A 19,920-nucleotide genomic window follows, 5' to 3' on the forward strand; every position below is an offset into this window, starting at 1 on the left:
CTCTTGCAACGTTGGCAACCACAGGGCAAGCACAGTTACCGAAATGTAACTGGATGGAAGTATGAAAAGACGCTGTTCGGATGCCCAGATGAGCGCTCAGCGACGACTCTCAGGCAACTTCTGGCAATTGCCGCAGAGACCGCAACGCGTAGTGCACCCGGGTCTTCACAGTGCCGACCGGAACACCGAAATCCGCGGCGACCTCCCGGTACCCGCGGTCGTGCAGAATCACCTCGGTCACCGCCGCGCGCTGCGGTTCCGGGAGCCTGGCCAGCAGGTCGTCGACGAGCAGCCCGTCGACCAGTCCGTCGGCGAAATCCGGTCTGCCACAGACCGATACCTCGGTGATGTCGTCCCAGCCCACATCACCGGGCCGAATGGCTCGGGCCCGCAGGATGTCGATGACGACGTTGCGTTCGATCGCCAGCAGCCAGGTTCGCACGCTGCCTTTGCGATCGTCGAAGTCCTGACAGGAACGCCAGCCGCGCAGCAGGGTCTCCTGCACCGCGTGCTCGGCCAGGCCCGCATCGCCGAGACTGCGCACAGCCCGCCAGTGCAGCAGACCGCGATCGGTGGCAAGCACCTCGGCCAGCCCGTCCCTGGTACACAGGCGCGCACAGTGCGCACCGCAGGAGTTGTCCTTCATATGGGGTTATCGCGGTGGACCGCGTCGATGACAACGCCGCGCGTTAAGCGACTCTTCAGGATCCTGCTGGGCCGATACCGGAGAGTAGTTCTTGCGAGCCCGGCAGGGCCTGCTCCAGGAGGGGGGAGCAGGGACGCCGGGCTCGTTCTATTTTCCGGGCTCGCGCATTCGAGCGAAGTCGAGCACGATCGCACCAGGGCGACGACAATCGCCACGAGGAGCGAACACCGTGGACATCCATGCATATCCGACCGACGCGCAGACGCCGGTCGACCGGGCCGAGGCCACCCGCCTCGCGGCCGAACACCTACCCGCCGAGCAACCGGGGCACGATCGGCAGATCGTCGAATTCGCCGACGGATTCACCGTTTTCGCGATCGCGCCGTTGCACGCGCCCCCGGATCGGCCGATCCCGATCGGCGGCTCGGTGTACGTCATCGACAAGGCGACCGGGGCGGTGTCGTTCTGGCCGACCTATCCGTCCGGCGTGGTCGCCGAGCACTACGCGCTGATCCTGGCGGCGGGCAAGTTGGTCGTCGCCGATACCTGGCCCGATCAGGACTGATCGACCGATTCACGAGGCCTCCTCGGTTGAGCGACCGGACGACGGAGGGCAGCGAGTCCACCGGCCACGGCGAGCATGATCGACAATCCTGCGAACCAGTCGCCCCAGCGAACGTAAGGCGTGCGATCCCCGGCGGTACGGATGTCGGCGAGCGCCATGCGGGTTTCGGTGAGGTCGGTGCGGACCGACGCCTGCACGGCGCCCTGTGCGTCGACGGCGACCAGTTCGCCGAGCTGGGCGGGGCGGGCGATGGCGATGCCTGACTCGGCGGCTCGTAGCACTGCCATTCGGCTGTGTAACCAGTGGTCGACGGTGAAATCCAGTGCGGGAGCGAGGATCAGCGTCGCGCCGTCGGTGCGGTTCTGGCGGACGAGGGCAGGACGATCGAGGTCGAAGCAGATCGCCAGCGCCCAGGAACGACCAGGAATCCGGACCGAGGTCGTTCCTGGCTGGAGCGAGGATTCGAGGCCGGGGACGAGAAAGCGCTTCGCGTAGACAGTTTCGCCTGGATAGGCGATGGCGGCGTTGACAGTGCCGTTGGGTTGTTCGAGTTCCAGACCTACGACCAGATGGACGCCACGGCGAGCAGCAACGGCGCTGAGTGGGTCGCGCAACAACCAGAGCTCGGATTGTCTCGCATGCCAAGCCTTCTCGGTGAAGACGATGACTTCGGCGCCCTGGTCGGCGAGCTGGTCGACGGCGGCGACCGCTTCGGTGATCATCCGCGCACCATCGGGCGTGGCGACCGGAACGTACATCGGCGGCTGCGCGACGGCGACCAAACCCACCCTCGTCACCGGGCCGCCGCTTGCCGCCTCGGAACACCACTGACCTGCACCGATGGCGACGATCACCGCTCCCGCCGCCACACCGACCACCGTCAACCCGCGTGCCGTTCGGATTCCGGGGGCCATCAGCGCGGCAACGGCGCTGGGCACCGCAAGGAGCAGGAAGCTGATCCCCCACACGCCGGTGATCGATGCGACGCGCACGATCGCCGCCACCTCGGCCTGGGAGTACGCGATGCTCCACCACGCGCCGATCCCGCCGACCATGCTGACCAGGAACTCCACCGAGGTCCACAGGGCGGGTAGGGCGAGCACGGCCCATCCAAACCTGCCCTGTATCAGTAGCTTTCGAAAGAGGGCGATGCACGCCCCGAAGGTCAGTGCGCCGCCGACAAGCAGAATTACAGGGATAGTCGCAGGTTGGTCCAGGGTATCGATGAAGTAGGACCAGTACCTCGCGTTACCGCCGAACCACGACAGCGCCGCTGCCGCGTACACCACCGACGCGGATTGCCGCGGGGCCAGCCACAACACCGGAAGTGGTGCGAGCAGGGCGATTCCGGGAATCGGATGCAGGCCGGTGCCGATACTCCACAACACCGCCGAGCCGATGGTGGCGACCAACCAGATCGTCGACGGCCCGAGCCATCGACGTTCGATTCGCCCGGAGAACCCCTCGCGCACAGCCTCTTCAGTAGATGTCACCCCTTGATCGTCGCGGTGGAGGCGGCTTCAGCACATCGCCCGTACGAGCGAACCCGCCTCCCTCACGCGAGTGAGATCACCTCGCACCGCCCGGCAATTGGTTGTCCCCCCGAGCCACCATCCCGGATTCATAGGCGAAGACCACCGCCTGGGCCCGGTCGCGCAGTCCCAGCTTCGAAAGAACGGAACTGACATGGGTTTTCACGGTGTGTTCGGTGACGACCAGCCGAGCCGCGAGTTCGGTATTCGAGCGGCCCGCGGCGAGTTCTCGCAGAATGTCGCGTTCCCGCGGAGTCAGCGTGGCCAACTGCGTGGACGCTACCGGATGCGGACTCGCACGCGCGGTGACCTCGGCGATCAGCCGCCTCGTCACCGAGGGGGCCAGCAGCGCGTCACCGGCGGCGACAACTCTGACCCCACCGATCAATTCGGCCCTGCGCGCGTCCTTGAGCAGGAACCCGCTCGCCCCGGCCCGCAGTGCGGCGTAAACGTACTCATCGATGTCGAACATGGTGAGTACCAGCACCTTTGCCGCCGTCTCCGCGCAGATCCGCGCAGTGGCGGCCACTCCGTCCAGCCGCGGCATCCGCACGTCCATGACCACCACATCGGGGGTGAGCCGCCGGGCCGCCGTCACCGCGTCCACACCATCGCAAGCCTCCCCCACCACCTCGATGTCGGGTTCGGATTCCAGGATGAGCCGAAACCCGGTGCGGAACAATTCCTGGTCGTCGACGACGAGTACTCGCATCGTCAACTCCCCTGTGCCAGAGGCAGATCGGCCGATACCACGAACCCAGACCGTGTGGGCTCCACCCGCAACACGCCACCGCACGCGTGCACCCGTTCCCGCATCCCGACCAAGCCGAAGCCCGTGGTGTCGGCGTCACCCACCCGACCGCCTTCCACCGCGGTGCCGTCGTCGGCGATTCGCACCCCGAGCCGACCCGATGACCAGCTCAGCGCCACGTCGACCCGCGTCGCCTTCGCATGCTTGCCCGTATTGGTCAGCGCCTCCTGCACGATCCGATACGCGGCGGCGTCGGCTTGCGGTGAGATCGGCACGCGGGCTCCGTGTTCGGTGAAACGGGCGACCAGACCCCGATGTTCGGCGAGCGCGACAAGATCGGCGATGGCGGCCACCCCTGGTTGATGCGGCGGATCGTCCTCGCGCAGCGCACCGATACTGTGGCGCAGTTCCCGCAAGGCAGCACGCCCACCGTCGGCGATCGCCGCGAACGCCGCGTCGGCATCGGCCCGATCGAGCAGCGGACCGGTCTCGGCGCGCACGATCATCGCACCGACCGCATGGGCGAGCCCGTCGTGCATATCCCGGGCGATCCGCAGCCGCTCACGAACCACAGCGGCCTGGCGTTCGTCGTCGAGGCGGCGCGTCCGTTCGGCGAGTGCGTCGATCTGCGCCTGCTTCGCACGGACCCCCGACCCGAGTGCCCATGCCGTCATGAACGACATCGCGGCATAGGCGTACGAGTCGGCGGTCTCGCGTGGCACCAGTAGCGACACCAGAATTCCCACCACGACCAGCACAAAGGTCGTACGTCGTTGCCGCGCGGAACAGTACGCCGCGATCGTGTACACACAGACGACCGTGCCGAACGGCAGGATCGGCAACGCGTGCACGCAGCCGAGCGCGGTGATCGCCGGACCGACCACGAACAGCACACCCACCGGAGCCCGACGCCGCCACAACACCGGCACCGACGCGAGGACCGACAGCCCGACGATCCACCATGAGGCTGCGACCGCGAGCGCGGGCACCACCGTCGCGGCCGTCACCATGGCGGCGATCAGCGCGTCGAGCGGTGATGGATGTTCCCGAGGTAGTCCCACGACGTGCCAGTCTGTCCGGAAACAGTCCGTCGCACCTCACTCTCGAGAGTGATTCGGCGCGCGTTACCGCGCCCGTACGCTCAGGCATAGGCTGGAATCCGACGCGGCAACATCCGGTGACCAGCGACGATCACCCCCGACCAAGAACGAATTGCATACATAGCGATGTGTGCATATGATTGCGACCGATCGAACCGCAGAAGAGGGGAACGTGATGGGCGCAGGGCACGGGCACGACCACGGGGTATCGGCCGACAGCGATCGACGCTGGCTGGCGGGGGCCTTGGCGGTGATCGTCACCTTCTTGATCGGCGAGGTGATCGTCGGCATCATCGCCGATTCGCTCGCACTGCTCTCCGACGCGGCGCATATGACCACCGATGCCGCCTCGATCGCGCTGGCGCTGTGGGCCATTCGGCTCGCGGCGCGACCGGCGAGCGGGCGGATGACGTTCGGCTGGAAGCGGGCCGAGATCCTGTCGGCCCAGGCCAACGGGCTGACGCTGCTGCTGCTGGCACTCTGGCTCGGCTACGAGGCGATCCGCCGACTGTTCGAGCCGCCGGAGGTGCACGGCTGGCTGGTGCTGATCACCGCACTGGTCGGCATCGTCGTGAACGTGCTCGCCACCTGGATGATCAGCCGCGCCGATCGCACCAGCCTCAATGTCGAAGGCGCCTACCAGCACATCCTCAACGACCTGTTCGCGTTCATCGCCACCGCCGTGGCCGGTCTGATCATCGTCCTGACCGGCTGGGTCCAGGCCGACGTGGTCGCCACGCTGATCGTGGTGGTGCTGATGATCAAGGCCGGAATCGGCCTGATCAAGGCGTCGAGCCGGATCTTCCTCGAGGCCGCGCCCGAGAACCTCGACCCCGCGCAGATCGGCCGCGACATGGCCGCGCGCGAGGGCGTCACCGAGGTTCACGACCTGCACATCTGGGAAATCACGTCCGGCTCCCCCGCCCTGTCGGCCCATGTTCTCGTGCAGCCCGGTCGCGATTGCCACGCGGTCCGCGAGGACATCGCGCACATGCTCGACCACGACCACCACATCGAGCACGTCACGCTGCAGGTCGACCACGCCAGCCCGAAACTCCTCGACATCGGCAACCGCGACTCCCACCCGTGCGCCGACTCGCACGGCCCGAAGCATGTGCCCGAACCGGCCCCCCACACCCACTGACGAGGGAAGGCCCCACACCGTCAGGTGCGAGGCCTTCTCGTCGGTCACGCGCTAGCGAGGACCAGGTCGTTTCATCGACCTATGGGGCTGTATCAGCCGCCGAAGGAACCGGTCCACAGGGTGTCGACCAGGCCCTGCAGTGCTGCGCCGAAGGTATTGAAGAGGCCGCCGAGGGCAGCGCTACCGGTGTCGATGATAACGGGGATCATAGTAATTCCTCTGTTTCTCGCATAGGCCCAGCCGGAGCTGGCTTACGAATGGCATATCGACGCCCGAACATCGCGGGTTACGGATTTCTTGATTTAGTGACACTGGTAACAGTTCGGCCACAACGCCGCCCCCAGCTGGCATTTTCGCGCGATACCCACTGTGTCTTAATTAATTCTGAGAACTCGATGAGAATTGTATTGCGACATCCGATAAGGCCGCATTTCCATTGCCCCAAGAAATAGGGGCACCGCTACATACTGTCACAGACAAATGTGAAAACCGCCGGTAGAGCTGCTATGTATCAGCGCACAGGGCAGGTGTTCACATAGGCGTGGCCGGGAAGAGCGCCTGCCCATTCCTCGCGGGTGATCGGGGTGGTGCCGCTGGCACAGATCCGGTCGGCCTCGACGGCGGCGTCGGTGCGCCATCGACGCAGGGTGCCGTCGACGGCGGATTCGGTGAGGACGGCCCCGTTCGCGGCGAATGCCAGCATCGTGGGTTGGCGGTGGCGTTGACCGCGAGTGATCGTGGCGTAAGCGGTGGGGTTCGCGGGGTCGCTGTAATCCCAGAGCAGAATGGTGCCGCTGAGGATGTCGTCGACGGCGAGTCGGGTTCCGCCCGGATCGAAGGCCACCGAACCCGCCGAGCCGTTGGCGCCGACCGGAACGGTGAGGGCGCGCGGCGGACGACCCGGCTTGCCGATCTCGTAGACGAACGCGCCGGTGAGAGTGCCGACAGCGAGGGTATTGCGCGAGCTCAGGGCCAGCGACATGGTCTGGCCCGGGGTTTGCAGATCGGACAGTTCCGCGATCGGCGGCGCATCGGATGTGGTCGCGAAGACGCTGACGTTGCCGGTACGGTGGCTGCCGACGGCGAGCATGCTGCCGTCCGGACTGAAGGCGAGCGAGGTCGGGTAGCCGCGGCCGAATCGGATATTCGACAGCAATCGGGGTTCGCCGGAGACATCGAAGATCTCGACGGTCTGGGTCATGCTGCGACCGATGGCCAAGGCACCGTCAGGGCTGAACGTGATGGCGCGGATGTCGACGCCTGCCGCGCTGAGCGGCACGCCGACGCGGCGCGGATTCACCGGGTCGGCGATGTCCCAGACCTGGATCGTGGATTCGGTTCTGGTCACCGCCCTTGTCCCGTCCGGGGCGATCGCGACGACGTCGATCAGCCCGGCGGGGTCGCCGTCGAGCAACGTTCGATCGGTGGCGAAGGGCGTTCTGGCCAGCATTCGCAGGTGCGGGAACAGCTCCTGCGGCAGGACGGGCTGGTCGAGCGGAAACCGGAACAGCGTGAGCGGGCTGGTCGACACGACCGGACCCGGCAGTGCGAAAACATGCACGGCATGGTCGAAACTCGTTGTCACCAGCGATCTTCCACCGCGCAGGAAGCGAGCGTGCGCGACCATATCGATCGGGAGCGTGACCAGCTCCACGCCGGTGTCCAGGTCGCGGATGCGGGCCCTGGAGTCACCGCCGACGATCACGGCCGATCGACCGTCCTCGGTCAGCGACACGTCGAGGTATTCGTTGGCGCCCCTCATCACGGCGGGCATCGGCTCGACGGTGCTCGCGCCGACGCGCCAGCGCGCGACCTCACCCGGATTGAGAGCGACGGCCAGCACGGCGCCGTCGCCGGTGAACTCGACCGACCTCGCCTCCGCGCCGCCGGGCCGTTCGAGGCGACGGTCGAACACCGGTGTCTGATCGTGGTCGAGGGTCTCGGTGTTCCAGCCGCGCACCGTGGTCGTCCAGACGCCGCCGAACAACGACGGCACCGCCGCGACCAGCGTGCGATCGCTCAGGGCGACCTCGGCACGCTGGCCCGAGACCGACTGCGTCGGTAGGGCGACCGGGTGCGCGGGATCGTCGCCGAGTCGCCAGGTCGACACCGTCGCACTGTGGGTGCCGATGGCGACGAACTCGAGGTCGGGACTCAGCGCGACCGACGAGGGCAACCGACCGGCGAGGGGGAACTGGGTCACCAGACGCGGTGCGCCGGGGTCGGCGATATTCCACAGCGCCGATCGCAGATCGCCCGCGACCACCAGCCATTCGTGGTTCGCGCTGATCGCGATGCCGCGGATGTGGCCGCTGTCGGTGGCGAACCGTGGCCAGCGGTCGACGCCGGACTCGGTCACCCGCACCAATTCCACCGAACCGTCGCCTTCGCCGATCGCGATCACGTCGCCCTGCGGGGTGGTCGCGATGCGCGGCGCGTCGGGATCGAAGACCACGCCGCGGCCGAGCACGACACCCGGGCTGATTCGGATGGGCGCGTTCGTCGCGGTGTTCTCCAACAGTGCCGATCGCGCCTCCTCGGTCGGAGCGGTTCGATAGGCGGCCAGCGCGATCTGTTGGGACAGTGCGGGATTGAGGTTTCCTCCGCCGCGCGCGACACCGGCGAACAGGCGCGAATTCGATTCCGCGCGCGCGGCCGCGTTCTCGATGCGCAGCTGGACCAGTTCGGTCACCGACCCCACCGCCAGCAGCACGGCCAGCCCGGCCGCGACGGAGACCATCCACAGCGCGAGGTTCGCCCGGGTGCGGGTCCTCGCGATCGCTTCGGACACCGTGCGGGCGGCCGAGATGCGGTCGGCGTAGTTCTGTGGCGCCTCGTCGGCGGCTGCCCGGTAGGCCTCCGACGCGACCACCACGCGAAGCGACGAGCGTTGCGCGGCAGTCAGTTTGCCCGCGTAGCCGCCGACGGCCGTCAGGTTCGCGCCCGACAGCCCGGCGGTGACCGCGCACTCGGGGTCGAGCCGTCGGGGCCGCAGGCGACGCAGCAGCGCGTGCCGCGGGGCGAGGTCGTCGAGGGCGACCGCGAACGCCGCGCCCATCGACGCGCCGTTCATGTCGTTGGCCGGCGAGCTGCCGTGCGTCGAGACCGACCACCGCACACACGCATCGGTGCCGGCCAATCTGCTGATGCGCCAAGCTCTTTCGAGGCTGTCGGTGAATTCGCGATCGGCCTGCAGGAAGCCCATCCGCGCCGGGTCGGGATGCAGGCCGCTCGGTCCGCCACGAACCTGGTCGAGGCGCAGCACGCCCACCTCGCCACCACCGCCGAAGCTCGAGAACAGCACGCTGATCCGGCTGCTGCGCACGACCGCGAGGGTGTGCCCGGCCAGCTCGAGCGCGGCCATGATGGCGTATCCGCGCCCCGCCCGACCGCCCTGCCCGAGCAGATGGCGCACGATCTCGCCGAGCGGGGCATTCGCGCTGGTGATCGGAATACCCGCGGGCAGCAACTGGGTACCGACAGAGATCAACCCGGCGCGTTCAGCGTGATCGAGGAAGGCCTCACACGCGTCGTCGGTGTCGATCGAACCGGTCAGCGCCTGCGCCAGCACCGCCATCGCGCGGGCCGCCGACAGATCCGCGGTGATCCGGCGGTCTTGCGCGTCGGGATCCTCGGACTCTTCCTCGAGCAGATCCTCGTCCGCCGCGAGATCCTTCCACCGGGCCAGCGACTGCCGCGCCAGTACACCGGTCTCACGCCGGTGCTCCAGAAGGCGGCGCGCGGCATCCGGCCCGGCGGCAACGGCATCGCGACACAGGGCCAGCCACCGTTGCGGCGCACCGGTCAACTCGATCAGCACCGCGTCATCGGTCGACAGCGCGCCCGACTGATCCGTCGATTCGACCGCCATGTCTCCCCCGTCTCCCCGCCGGGCATCACCCGACCCTCCCGAGAATGCCCCGATACGATTGAATTCCAGCACACCATCGATCGACCCGAGGGACCACGTTGCCGAGACGACACAGCGCCGGACGCACCACGACCGTCGCGGCCCTGCTCGCCGTGATCGCGGTATCGGCGAGCTGTTCGGCCGCCGAGGACGCCACCACCGAGCCGGCGAAAGTCGTAGCGCGCGAGATCTCCGCGCCGCTACCACTACCTGGTGCCGACGAAGTCGGGGCCCTGATGCAGCGACTGCTCGACCCGGCGGTGTCCAACGCCGAGAAGATCGAACTCATCCAGGGCATCGAGAGCGACCCCGAACTGCCGAACCGAGTCGCCGACGCCCCCCGACAGGGCGGCGCCACCATCACGATCACCATCGCGGGCACCAGAACCGCACCACCCGGCATGCTCGCCGACGGCACCGCGTCGATCAACGGCAGTCCGCCGTACCCGCTCATCGTCAACTTCGTCGCCGAAGACGGGAAGTGGAAGGTCGAAAAGGCCTGGTACTGCCAGATCGCGTTCTCGTTCATGGTCGCCTCCCCGGCCTGCCCGGCCTGATCACGCGGGTCTGGGCGTCGGTGACGCGAACCGCTCGGGGCGGCAACCGCATCTGTGTAGGAGCCGATCGACCCGACAGGAGGCTCCGCGATGGGACATGTTCGATCCCACAGCGCGCTCCGCTGTCTCCCGTCGGCCCGGCCTGCGGCGCAGGTAGCATCGACGGCGACGAGAAAACGAGCCGTGGTGTGCCCGTCGCCGGCCGAGTGGGGGTGTCAGTTGAGTTCTGAGCCCTTGGACCAGTGGCTCGGCGCCGCGTGGAGCGAGGTCCCCGAACGCCTGCGTCCCGCTGTCGTCGACCACATCTTCGGCGCCGATCTGGTCACCATGTCGAGCTACGCGGCGACCAAGGCGCGCTACGTCCTGGATCGGCTCGACCCGGATATGCGCAGCGACTTCGAAGATGTCGCCCAGGACACGATGGTCGAGCTCACCGCGACGCTGCCCACCGAGCGAATCCGGCACTGGAAAGCGTTGGTGCTCAAGAATCTTCAGTGGCAGGTGCTGCAGGACCGGCGCAGTCGCACGGCCGAGAAGCGTCACCCGGGTCACCGGGTCGACTACGAGTCGACCGTGCTGGTACTCGAGGATCATCGGTGCGGCGATGCCGAGAACCGGCTCGCCGACCGCGCGATCCTGCGGGACGCGCTGGATTCGATCGCGCACGCGGAGACCGCGGCCGTGCTCCGGGCGACCTTCGTGATCGCGACGGACGGCAGCTATGCCGATGTGCAGACCACCGGTGAGGTGGCCCGAGACCTGCAGTTCAGCCAGGAGAAGGTCAAGCGTTTACGCGCGGCGGGCGCCAAGATGCTGCGTGCGGCAGTGCGCGCGCAACTCGACGCCAGGGACAACGAGGAGACATCCTGATGGCGCCCGATCATGACGCGGACCGCCTGAGTCTGCCTATCGATATCGATGTGCTGATCGCCTTCGCCGAGGCCGACGGCCCGGAGGTCGATGCGGAGTCGGCCGCCGCCGGGGCACGGATCGCGGCGCGACTGTTACGCGGCGGTTCGGCCGCCGTCGGCGACCTCGACGCGCGCCGCGCCGCGATGGCGGTGCCGGGCTGGACCGTGCAACCGCTCGCCGCGTCGTCCGAGGGTGAGACGACGGCGACCCGCGCGGTGCAGAAACAGCTCGACCGGGAGTTGGGTATCGAGTTCACCCGCTCGCCCGCGGGCGCGGAGCAGACGCGAATCTCGGTGCATTCGTTCGGCGCCCGGGCCGCGGCGGGCGACATCGTGCGAGTGGCGGTGAGCCTCGGCGCCGAGCGCACCGAACTGCTCGTTGTCCTCTACGCCGAAGCCGACGGCACGCTCACCGGTCAGGTCGTCACCAGGGCGCTCACCATGTCCGAGGATCTCGAGATCTCGCTGCTGCCGGGTGCCGCGCTCGGCAGCACGCATACATCGGCGGTCACCGACGCGGTGCGCTGCTCGCTCACGGCCGGACGCAACGCGTGGCGCAGGGTGGCCAAGGGTCTGCCCGCCGGCGATCCGGTGCGGGCGGCGATCGTCGCCGGCTTGAGCTGATCGTCACTGTCGCTGCACGGAATACGAACCCGATTACCGGAAACGTTCGTCCGGCAATCGGGTTCGGATGCGCCCTGGGAGGGCGCACCACCGACCCGCGTGGAACCCCCCTGCGGCTCCACTCGGCGCGCGGCGGCGCGGCCGTCACCCCCAGGGGCAGCAGTACTTCACCGACGCCGCCGCGGTGAAGCGACGACGTCGGTGAAACCCCTCACCGACACTGATGCCGTACGGGGGACGAACGGTTCGCGGCGAACCGCTCTCGGGTCGTGGCGCATCTATGTTCTCGACGACCGGTAGTGAGGAACGCGGGGATGACACCTTCGAGAAGCGACGCTGCGCACCGGCTCACTGTCGCCGCCTCGATGGTGTTCCAGGTGAGCGCGCATGCCAGGACGGGGTTGCGAACTACGGCCGAGTCTTTCGAAGCCCAGGCGCGATTGCTGCTCGTCGAGGGTGAGGCGAAGCATCACGACACCGTGCGAGACGCCTGCGCCCGGGCCGAGGAGCTCGCCGCGACAGCCGAGGCCGAAACAGCTCGGCGACAGCGCGACAGCGAGGTCGACGGGGCGGATCGGCGACGACACTCCCTGATCGCCGCCATCGCCCGTCATCGACTCGACGAGGACGCCCGCAACCGCCGCCGCGCCACGGCGATCGACAAGCAGGAGCGGGCCGCGAAACGCATGCTGATCGAGGCGAACCGCGGCGACCTGTGCGCCTACCGGCCGACCGTGACGTCGCCCGCCGGTGTGACGATCGACGAGCTGGTGGCCGCACAGGAATTGGCCGTGCACGAGCTGCGACGCCGCCTCGACATCTACCTCGCCGCGGTCGAAGCGCACCCCGAAGACGACAGATACGTGGCAGACCTGTGAGCTCGACCGATGAGTTCACTGCCGGCACCACCGCTGCCGTGGCACCACGACCGATCACCCACCTCCGCGAGAGCACGGACTCATCACCGGACCGCGATCGAGGCATCATCGACAACGTGCGAATGTTCGGAGTCGCCGCCACCCAAGCGGGGTCGTTCAGGTAACGTCCCCGTCTCCGTCCCGCCGATCGGCATTCCGCCGAGCATGCGCAGCACCGTCCGCACGAACGCGAGATGTGTACGTAGGGCTCGCGGCGAACGCGCGACGGAGGCGACGGTGCACGTCCCGGTCGGCGCGGGATCGCCGGCGAATCGGTCGGTGAGCCAGTCGAGAATCGCAGGCACGATGAGGAATTCGAGTGACAGGTGCGAACCGCGGCGCACGCGCAGATAGCGCACCGTCGCCCCGGCCCGCTGATAACGGCGCACGTGCGCGTCGATATCGGCGACCGCGATCACCTCGTCGTTCACCCCCTGGACGATGAGCAACGGTGCCGCGGGCGCGCGAGTGCCGGGTTCGATGTCGGCGAGAATGCGGCGCAGGGCGGGTTCGGCGAGTAACTCCGCCATGCCGCCGCGCAGATGCCCGGTGACATCGCGACGCGCGAACCGCAGCAACAGCGCGAAGGTGCTGCGTTCCTCGGCTTCACCGAGCAGACCGCGGTATCGCGCGTCGAGATGATCGTGCAGCACCGCACCGAGTTCGGGATAGGCCTGCCGCAATCCCGCGATGAACGCCGCGGGGAACCCGGCGAACCACCCGCCGTTCAGCCGCTCGAAGGCGGCGGCCGGGTCGCCCACCGGTGAACCCGCCGCCGCACCCACGATATTCAGCTCCGGCGCGTACTCGGCGGCCAATTCCGCGGCCCACGCCGTGGCCAGCCCGCCGCCCGAATAGCCCCACAGGGCAACAGAAGTGGTCGGCGTCAACGCCATCGGGGCGAAGTCGAGGGCGGCCCGAATCCCGTCCAGCGCACGGTATCCGGGCTCACGCGCCGCCCCGAAACGACCACCCAGGCCCTCGTGATCGGGCACCGACACCGCCCAACCCCGCTCCAATGCCATCGCGATGATCGGCAGTTCGAGCGGCGCGATCGAACCGATCGTCCACGCGCCGCGCCGTAACACGTAGGACGGAAAGCATTGCGGGGCAACGGCATCGATCGCGCATTGGAACGACACCAGCGGTCGGGGCCGCGCCGAAGCACCCCACGGCAGCAGCACCGTCGTCACCGAGACTTCCGGCGCACCGTCGAGATCGCAGGTGCGATACAGCAATTGCCACGCGGTGATCCGCTGCCGGATCACCCCGAACAGCGCGAGCTCCACCGGCCGCGATCGCACCACCGTCCCCGGCGCGAGCGCGGCGATGCCGAGCGGGGTGTCATAGAACGGGTCGTCGGGCGGCAGCACAGGCGCGTCGTGCCGGGTCGCTGGCGGAGCGTCGACGGTCATAGGCTGCCGCCGCCACCGAAGAACCAGGGGTTGAACGTACAGGCCAAGGTGGGACTGCCTTCCGGATCGAGAGCACGCAGCGCGATCGAGGTGGCGCGCGGCGAATACATCATGGTCAGGTGGTCGGAGACGTCCTGCTCGCAGCCGTTCTGCAGGGTGATGTTGTCGACGGTCGCGTTCGGCCCGGCCCGCAGGAACCCTAGGTCGATGGGGTTCATCACCTCGTCGTAGCGGGAACCGACGGCGGTGTAGGCGACGCCGGGCACCGTGTCACCGGTGGCGTTGAGGGTGGTGTAGAACGGTGAGCCGATGGCCTGTTCCACATTGGCCGCGCCGATGATCGGCCGGTAGAAGCCAAGGATGTCGATGCCCGCGTTGTTGATCATGCGACCGAGCGTGGCGATCCCGAGCAGCGAGGTGCCGTGGTGGGTGGCGCCGAAACTGACCAGCTTGCCGACCTTGCCCTGGCCGCCCCCGAACTTCAGATAGTGATTGGCGATGGTGCCGCCCTGGGAATGGCCGACGATGTCGACCTGGTCCGAGCCGGTCGCCGCGCGTACCCGCTCGATGAAGGCGCCGACCTGGCGCGAGGAGTCGGCCATCGGGCCGACCCCGTAGCGGCCCGGCAGCACGGCGCCGAGTCCACCGGCCTCCAGCAGCCCGGATTTGCCGAAATTCAGGGTGAATACGCAGTACCCAGCCTTCGCCAGGTGCGGCGAGAGGTAGGAGAAGGTGTCGTAGGCGTTGAGCCAGGTGCCGTGCAGCAGTATCACCGGGCGCGGGTGCTGGGCGGAGGGCTTGCAGTCCCAGCGGTTGGCGCCGGGCGGCGCCGCGTCGGGGTGGAGCAGGCCGTAGGCGAAGGCGGGCAGGTACGCCGACATCTCGGGACCCTCGCCGACGGCGTCGGAGGCGCGGCTGCCCGCCGAACCCGAACTGCTGCCGGAGGCGCTGCCGGTGTCGGCGATGGCGGTGGGGGTGCGGCCGTCGGCGGCGGGCACCGTGCCCGCGTTCACGTACTCGGCCAATGAGGCGATCGTCGGCTCCAGCACGGGCTCCGCGGTGGCCGGGCCGGATGCCGCGGTCAACACCGCGGCGATGCCGATTCCGCACAGCGCGCGGCGAAGGGAATGCGTCGTTGCAATCATGGTTTCACTTCCGTAGATCCGCGTCGACGAACAGGTAGCTCGGACGCGCTCTGCGAATCTATGACCCAGGACACAGTGATGTCACTGCACCGGGCAACGAGAAACTCTGGACGTGATTGGCGCGGGAGCCAAGCTCTGTTCGTTCTCGATCGGATCGTCCTGCACCGGCCTGTCGTCGGACACAATCGAGTCATGCTCGCTGAACACCCCATCTCCGAACTTCCCGCCCTGCCCGCGCTGACCGCACGTCTGTTGACGCGATGGCCACAGATTTCCGAGCGCATGCTCGCCGCCGGTCTCGGCGCCAACGCGCCCGCCGAACTTCCCGACGGCCACTTCACCGCGGAGGTACTGCCGACCATCTACGCGTGCGGGCGGGCCGTGCTCGAGGCGATCGGCGCCGACCGGGAGTTCACCTACGCCGAGGTCGCGGCGTTCGTCGCCCCGGTCGCCGAGCGCCACGCGGAGGACCGGCTGCCGTTGCCGATGCTGATCGGCGCGATCCACGGGTCGGCGCAGTCGGTGTTCGCGGAGGCGCTGTCGCTGGCCCTGCCCACCGAGACCGCGGAGATGGCACGGGTCGGCAACCGACTGCTCGATCTGCTGCGCCACATCAATATGACGGTCGTGGAGACATACACCGAGGTCGAACAGTCGATCTACCACGCCGAACGCGAGGCGCGCCGGGAGCTGTGTTCGGCGCTGGTCCGCGGCCTGCCCGCCGAGGAACTCGCGGCCCGCGCCGACACGATCCTCGCCGACCAGTACACGGTGCTGGCGGTTCACCTGAGCGAGCCGCCCCGCGTCGGCACCGCGGCCAACCTGGTGACCAGGCGACGGATCCGCGTGCTGCAACGCGCGTTGGACGAACTCACCGGCACCACCACCCCGGCCACCTTCGACGGCACCCACGGCATCGCGCTGCTGAGTCACAGTTCCGAAACCGACATCCTGGAAGCGGCGAAGTTCGACCAACTCGCCGACCGACTGCGCACTCAGTTCGGCGTCCCGGTGTATCTGGCCGAATTCTCCGGCATCAGCCGCGACGCGATTCCGGCCGCGGCCGAAGACGCGACCGAACTGACCGAACTGGCGCGACTACGTGGCAAGCCCGGTGGCTGCTACCGACTCGACGATCTGCTGCTCGAATACCAACTCACCCGGCCGGGTCCGGCCCGAGAACGCCTGGCGCAGCGGGTGATTCCGCTCCTGAGCAGTCCGCACCTGATCGACGCGCTGGAAGCGCATCTCGTCCACGGCGGCGACCGGAAAACAGCGTCACGTTTGATTCACGTACACCCGAATACATTTACCTATCGGCTGCGCAGAATCGCCGAGCTCACCGGCCTCGACCCGTCCGATCCGTCGGATTCACGCATGCTCGCGGCATCGCTCACGGTATATCGATTGGATTCTCCGGACAACGAAAAAACCCGCTATTCGACGTGTGCTTCGAATAGCGGGTAATTCGTTTCCCGACAAGGAAAGTCTTACTTGTCAGCGCTCTTTACAGGTAGGCGCTGCACACGGGCCAGGCGCCGGGGCCCTGCGCGGCCAGCACGTTCTCGGCCACGCGGATCTGCTCTTCACGGCTGGCGTTGTCGGCGGAGCCCGCGCCACCGTAGGCTTCCCAGGTGCTCTGCGAGAACTGCAGGCCGCCGTAGTAGCCGTTACCGGTGTTGATGTTCCAGTTGCCCGTGCTCTCGCACTGCGCCACGGCGTCCCAGTTGTTCGCCGAGGCGGTTGCGGTGGTCAGACCGGCCGGAACGGCGATCATCGCGCCGGCAACAGCGGCAATACCGAGGGCACGGGTGGTGAACTTGCGATTCAAAGACATAAAGTATTTCCTGCCTGCGTCCACCGACTCGGTGATGGAAACTACCGCGTCCCTGCCCCTCAGTCATGTCGGGGATCCTCGAATCACGGGGCAGGCTTTCCGGCGTTCTGCGATTCGATTCGGCTCGGGTTGTTGTTCAAGCCGTGACCGAATGTAGCCGGAATGCGCGCCGAGATCACGTACCGATCACGGACGTGTTTGTAGCGGATATTGTCCAAAGGAACACTGTTCACCGCTGGTCGGCCGTAATAAATCCGTAATCACATTACTGTCGTTATAGTGCCGTAATGTGACCGGGCTCATAGGGATTCCGAGACCCCGGTCACGTTTTCTTTCCGGCAATTCGGGCAGTCAGCCCGCGTCGGGACGGGGGATGATGGGTGAAAAGGAGGCGCAATGAGCACTCGCCGGACCCTGTTCACCGTCATCGCCGTCGGCCTGGTCGCGGCCGTGACCGTGGGCCTCTACCTGTTCCAGCCGTGGCGGCTGTTCACCACGGTGACCGTCGACGAGGCGCCGATCGCCGCGGTGGACGGCGCGCCACCGCCGGTGATCGCCGAGGGTTCCTTCCTCTCCCATGAGCACGACACCTCCGGCACCGCGCAGCTCCAGCGCACGTCAGAGGGCACCATCGTGCTGCGGATCGTCGACCTGAACACCTCCGACGGGCCTGCCCTGCACGTCTGGCTCACCGATCAGCCGGTGATCGTCGACGACTGGCACAACTTCGACGACGGCAGCCACATCGACCTCGGCTCGCTGAAGGGAAACGAGGGCAGCCAGAACTACGAGCTGCCCGCGGGCACCGATCTGTCGACGGTGAAGTCGGTCAGCATCTGGTGCGAGCGCTTCCGTGTGTCCTTCGGCGCCGCCACCCTGGCGCCCGCTTAGGACCGCCAGACGGCTCAGGCGAGCAAGCGCCGCTCGGTTGCCACCGCGACCGCCGCCGCGCGGGTGTCGACGTCGAGTTTGTCGTAAATGCGGCCCAGGTGGGTTTTCACCGTCGCCTCGCTGATGTGCAAAGCGCGGGCGATCTCCCGGTTGCCGAGGCCGTGGGCGAGTTGGCCGAGGATGTCACGCTCGCGGGCGGTGAGCGTGGGGCCGGGATTGCGCATCTTGGCCATCACCTTGGCGGCGACCGGCGCGGACAAGGCGGTCTGCCCGCTCGCGGCGGCGTGGATCGCGGCGAACAGTTCCTCCGGCCGTTCGGCCTTGAGGAGATAACCGGTGGCGCCCGCCTCGATCGCGCGGGTGATGTCGGCGTCGGTGTCGTAGGTGGTCAGCACCAGCACGTGCGGGGTCGGCGCGGGCTGGGCGGTGATCCGGCGGGTCGCTTCGACACCGTCCATATCCTTGCCGAGCTGCAGATCCATCAGCACCACATCGGGGTACAGACTCGCGGCCAGCGTGACCGCGGTCGGTCCGTCGGCGGCCTCCCCGATGACCTCGATATCGGGCGCGCTCGACAGCAGCGCGTGCAGTCCGGCGCGGACGACAGCGTGATCGTCGCAGATCAACAGGCGCACGGTGGTGGTCACAGGTGCCGATGGTAGTGCGGCTACGTCGGGCCGGTAGCGAGCGGAACGGCGGCGGAGAGCACGGTGCCGTCGCCGGGCGCGGACTCCACGGTGCAGGTGCCGCCGAGTTGACGAACCCGCGCCCGGATCGCGGGCAGACCGTGGCCGCGATGTCGCGCGGGGTCGACCCGTGCGTCGGGGTCGAAGCCGCGGCCGTCGTCGGCGACGTCGAGCACGATCTGGTCGTCGAGGCTGGTCAGCGTGATCGTCGCGGTGGTGGCCGCCGCGTGTTCGCGCACATTGGCCAGCGCGCCCTGGGCGATGCGCAGCAGGGTGGCCTCCACCCGCTGGGGCAACTGGCCGGGCGTTCCTTCTATATGGAGACGAACGGTCAGGGAATCGCTCGTCTCCCGTTCGGCGAGTGCGGCCAGCGCGGCGGGCAACGATCCGCCCACGGCGAGGTCGGCCGGAGCCAGGTCGTGGACGAACCGGCGCGCCTCGGTCAGGTCGTGTTCGGCGATGGCGGCCGCCGAGCGCAGATGCGTGTGCGCGAGATCCGGATCGCTGTCCCACACCAGGTCGGCGGCTTGGAGCAGCATGCGCTGGCTCGACAGCCCCTGGGCCAGGGTGTCGTGGATTTCCATGGCCAGCCGTTGCCGTTCGGCCAGGGTGCCCGCCCTGCGTTCGGTGGCCGCCAGTTCCTGCCTGGTCCGCACCAGGTCGTCGATGAGCGCGGCCTGACGTTCCGTCTGACGGCGCATACCGACGAACAGCGCCGTGGTCACCGCGGCCACCGCGGGCGGGGCCAGCACCAGATTCGGATCCAGCCATCCGGCGATGCGCACCTGACTCGACACCACCAATACGGTGAGCGCCACGACCAGAATCACCGCCACGCGCTCCGACAGAATCCGCAGTCCCGTGTACACCAGCGGCACCGCGCACCAGGCGAAGCTCGGTGCGAGCACCACCAGTACCGACCAGGTCAGCACCAGCAGCGCGAACCATTCCAGCCGATGCGACTGTCGCAGTTCACTCAGCGCGTACAGCACCGCGAGGAGCAGAGCGAGCACGACGATCAACGGTGTCGAGCGCGTCTCGCTGTGCCGGATCAGCCATCGCATCAACGAAGCGGCCAGCAGGACATAGAAGGCACTGTGGACGATGACAGCAAGCAGTCGCGTGTCGTCTCGCTGCTGCCCGAGTAGCTGAGTCAAAGGAACCACCTCTGTTCTGCAGACGGTGGCGTCGCTGCGCCAACGAAGATCAGTTCTCGGCCGCCTCGATCCGGACTGACCAGAGGGTGCGACGAAGGAGTGCCCGGAGGGAGGGAAGATCGAGGTCAATAG

At 67.8% G+C, this 19,920-nt stretch carries 17 protein-coding genes and 1 pseudogene; 8 read left to right on the top strand and 10 right to left on the bottom strand.

The genetic code is table 11. The annotated features are described in order from the left end of the window. Window positions 1-109: 109 nt before the first annotated feature. Complete coding sequence (locus ASD42_RS08495) at window positions 110-646, bottom strand: sigma-70 family RNA polymerase sigma factor (protein WP_056812397.1); 537 nt, start codon at window positions 644-646, stop codon at window positions 110-112. A gap of 229 nt (window positions 647-875) precedes the next feature. Between ASD42_RS08495 and ASD42_RS08500 the strand changes: the two genes are divergently transcribed. Then, a complete protein-coding gene (locus ASD42_RS08500) occupies window positions 876-1,211 on the top strand; it encodes a hypothetical protein (RefSeq protein ID WP_056812400.1) in 336 nt (111 codons plus the stop codon). Here ASD42_RS08500 and ASD42_RS08505 read toward each other — a convergent pair. The 3 genes from ASD42_RS08505 to ASD42_RS08515 all read right to left on the bottom strand — a co-directional run bounded on the left by ASD42_RS08505 (window position 1,202) and on the right by ASD42_RS08515 (window position 4,555). Beyond that, window positions 1,202-2,704, bottom strand: coding sequence for a nitrilase-related carbon-nitrogen hydrolase (locus ASD42_RS08505; RefSeq protein ID WP_156677400.1), 1,503 nt, complete (start codon window positions 2,702-2,704; stop codon window positions 1,202-1,204). The two genes, ASD42_RS08500 and ASD42_RS08505, sit on opposite strands and share 10 nt — an antisense overlap. A 76-nt stretch (window positions 2,705-2,780) precedes the next feature. Continuing rightward, window positions 2,781-3,461 (bottom strand): response regulator, encoded by a 681-nt coding sequence (locus ASD42_RS08510; RefSeq protein WP_082843884.1) that lies wholly within the window; start codon window positions 3,459-3,461, stop codon window positions 2,781-2,783. After that, window positions 3,458-4,555 (bottom strand): sensor histidine kinase, encoded by a 1,098-nt coding sequence (locus ASD42_RS08515; protein ID WP_200950392.1) that lies wholly within the window; start codon window positions 4,553-4,555, stop codon window positions 3,458-3,460. The genes ASD42_RS08510 and ASD42_RS08515 overlap by 4 nt, the downstream gene beginning before the upstream one ends. A gap of 214 nt (window positions 4,556-4,769) precedes the next feature. Between ASD42_RS08515 and ASD42_RS08520 the strand changes: the two genes are divergently transcribed. Continuing rightward, window positions 4,770-5,738: a cation diffusion facilitator family transporter gene (locus ASD42_RS08520; protein WP_056812412.1), complete on the top strand. Its 969-nt coding sequence runs from the start codon at window positions 4,770-4,772 to the stop codon at window positions 5,736-5,738. A 511-nt stretch (window positions 5,739-6,249) separates the two neighbouring features. On the opposite strand, the gene ASD42_RS08525 is transcribed toward ASD42_RS08520, so the two are convergent. Continuing rightward, on the bottom strand, window positions 6,250-9,609 hold the full coding sequence (locus ASD42_RS08525; protein WP_056812415.1) for a WD40 repeat domain-containing protein: 3,360 nt from the start codon (window positions 9,607-9,609) through the stop codon (window positions 6,250-6,252). A gap of 98 nt (window positions 9,610-9,707) precedes the next feature. Between ASD42_RS08525 and ASD42_RS08530 the strand changes: the two genes are divergently transcribed. The 4 genes from ASD42_RS08530 to ASD42_RS08545 all read left to right on the top strand — a co-directional run bounded on the left by ASD42_RS08530 (window position 9,708) and on the right by ASD42_RS08545 (window position 12,618). Next, window positions 9,708-10,205 (top strand): hypothetical protein, encoded by a 498-nt coding sequence (locus ASD42_RS08530; protein ID WP_056812418.1) that lies wholly within the window; start codon window positions 9,708-9,710, stop codon window positions 10,203-10,205. Window positions 10,206-10,424: 219 nt separating this feature from the next. Continuing rightward, the gene (locus ASD42_RS08535; protein WP_156677401.1) at window positions 10,425-11,075 is read left to right on the top strand and encodes a hypothetical protein; all 651 of its coding nucleotides are present in this window, start codon (window positions 10,425-10,427) and stop codon (window positions 11,073-11,075) included. Further along, a complete protein-coding gene (locus ASD42_RS08540; protein ID WP_056812424.1) occupies window positions 11,075-11,740 on the top strand; it encodes a hypothetical protein in 666 nt (221 codons plus the stop codon). The genes ASD42_RS08535 and ASD42_RS08540 overlap by 1 nt, the downstream gene beginning before the upstream one ends. 314 nt (window positions 11,741-12,054) lie before the next feature. Beyond that, complete coding sequence (locus tag ASD42_RS08545; RefSeq protein ID WP_156677402.1) at window positions 12,055-12,618, top strand: hypothetical protein; 564 nt, start codon at window positions 12,055-12,057, stop codon at window positions 12,616-12,618. A gap of 83 nt (window positions 12,619-12,701) precedes the next feature. Here ASD42_RS08545 and ASD42_RS08550 read toward each other — a convergent pair whose 3' ends face one another. Then, the gene (locus tag ASD42_RS08550) at window positions 12,702-14,072 is read right to left on the bottom strand and encodes a lipase family protein (protein WP_084787046.1); all 1,371 of its coding nucleotides are present in this window, start codon (window positions 14,070-14,072) and stop codon (window positions 12,702-12,704) included. Further along, window positions 14,069-15,217, bottom strand: a complete 1,149-nt coding sequence (locus tag ASD42_RS08555) for an esterase/lipase family protein (RefSeq protein WP_056812430.1) — start codon at window positions 15,215-15,217, stop codon at window positions 14,069-14,071. The genes ASD42_RS08550 and ASD42_RS08555 overlap by 4 nt, the downstream gene beginning before the upstream one ends. 192 nt (window positions 15,218-15,409) lie before the next feature. On the opposite strand from ASD42_RS08555, the gene ASD42_RS08560 reads away from it, so the two are divergent. Beyond that, window positions 15,410-16,684: a PucR family transcriptional regulator gene (locus tag ASD42_RS08560; RefSeq protein WP_056812433.1), complete on the top strand. Its 1,275-nt coding sequence runs from the start codon at window positions 15,410-15,412 to the stop codon at window positions 16,682-16,684. A gap of 43 nt (window positions 16,685-16,727) precedes the next feature. Here the strand turns inward: ASD42_RS08560 and ASD42_RS08565 are convergent. Then, a pseudogene (locus ASD42_RS08565) lies at window positions 16,728-17,054 on the bottom strand (transglycosylase family protein); the annotation flags it as partial. Between the two features lie 396 nt (window positions 17,055-17,450). Here ASD42_RS08565 and ASD42_RS08570 point away from each other — a divergent pair. Next, window positions 17,451-17,945, top strand: a complete 495-nt coding sequence (locus ASD42_RS08570) for a DM13 domain-containing protein (RefSeq protein WP_056812439.1) — start codon at window positions 17,451-17,453, stop codon at window positions 17,943-17,945. Window positions 17,946-17,959: 14 nt separating this feature from the next. On the opposite strand, the gene ASD42_RS08575 is transcribed toward ASD42_RS08570, so the two are convergent. Further along, window positions 17,960-18,592 (bottom strand): response regulator, encoded by a 633-nt coding sequence (locus ASD42_RS08575; RefSeq protein WP_056812442.1) that lies wholly within the window; start codon window positions 18,590-18,592, stop codon window positions 17,960-17,962. A 20-nt stretch (window positions 18,593-18,612) separates the two neighbouring features. Continuing rightward, on the bottom strand, window positions 18,613-19,788 hold the full coding sequence (locus ASD42_RS08580) for a sensor histidine kinase (protein WP_056815792.1): 1,176 nt from the start codon (window positions 19,786-19,788) through the stop codon (window positions 18,613-18,615). Between the last annotated feature and the right edge of the window lie 132 nt (window positions 19,789-19,920).

Source organism: Nocardia sp. Root136, assembly GCF_001427185.1.
In the GTDB taxonomy this organism is placed as follows: Bacteria; Actinomycetota; Actinomycetes; order Mycobacteriales; family Mycobacteriaceae; genus Nocardia; species Nocardia salmonicida.

What these genes read in the sequence shown, in the direction of transcription:
- ASD42_RS08495 (WP_056812397.1), bottom strand. Translation starts at nt 646, where the DNA reads ATGAAGGACAACTCCTGCGGTGCGCACTGTGCGCGCCTGTGTACCAGG.
- ASD42_RS08520 (WP_056812412.1), top strand. Translation starts at nt 4,770, where the DNA reads ATGGGCGCAGGGCACGGGCACGACCACGGGGTATCGGCCGACAGCGAT.
- ASD42_RS08525 (WP_056812415.1), bottom strand. Translation starts at nt 9,609, where the DNA reads ATGGCGGTCGAATCGACGGATCAGTCGGGCGCGCTGTCGACCGATGAC.
- ASD42_RS08540 (WP_056812424.1), top strand. Translation starts at nt 11,075, where the DNA reads ATGGCGCCCGATCATGACGCGGACCGCCTGAGTCTGCCTATCGATATC.
- ASD42_RS08545 (WP_156677402.1), top strand. Translation starts at nt 12,055, where the DNA reads ATGACACCTTCGAGAAGCGACGCTGCGCACCGGCTCACTGTCGCCGCC.
- ASD42_RS08550 (WP_084787046.1), bottom strand. Translation starts at nt 14,072, where the DNA reads ATGACCGTCGACGCTCCGCCAGCGACCCGGCACGACGCGCCTGTGCTG.
- ASD42_RS08555 (WP_056812430.1), bottom strand. Translation starts at nt 15,217, where the DNA reads ATGATTGCAACGACGCATTCCCTTCGCCGCGCGCTGTGCGGAATCGGC.
- ASD42_RS08560 (WP_056812433.1), top strand. Translation starts at nt 15,410, where the DNA reads ATGCTCGCTGAACACCCCATCTCCGAACTTCCCGCCCTGCCCGCGCTG.
- ASD42_RS08570 (WP_056812439.1), top strand. Translation starts at nt 17,451, where the DNA reads ATGAGCACTCGCCGGACCCTGTTCACCGTCATCGCCGTCGGCCTGGTC.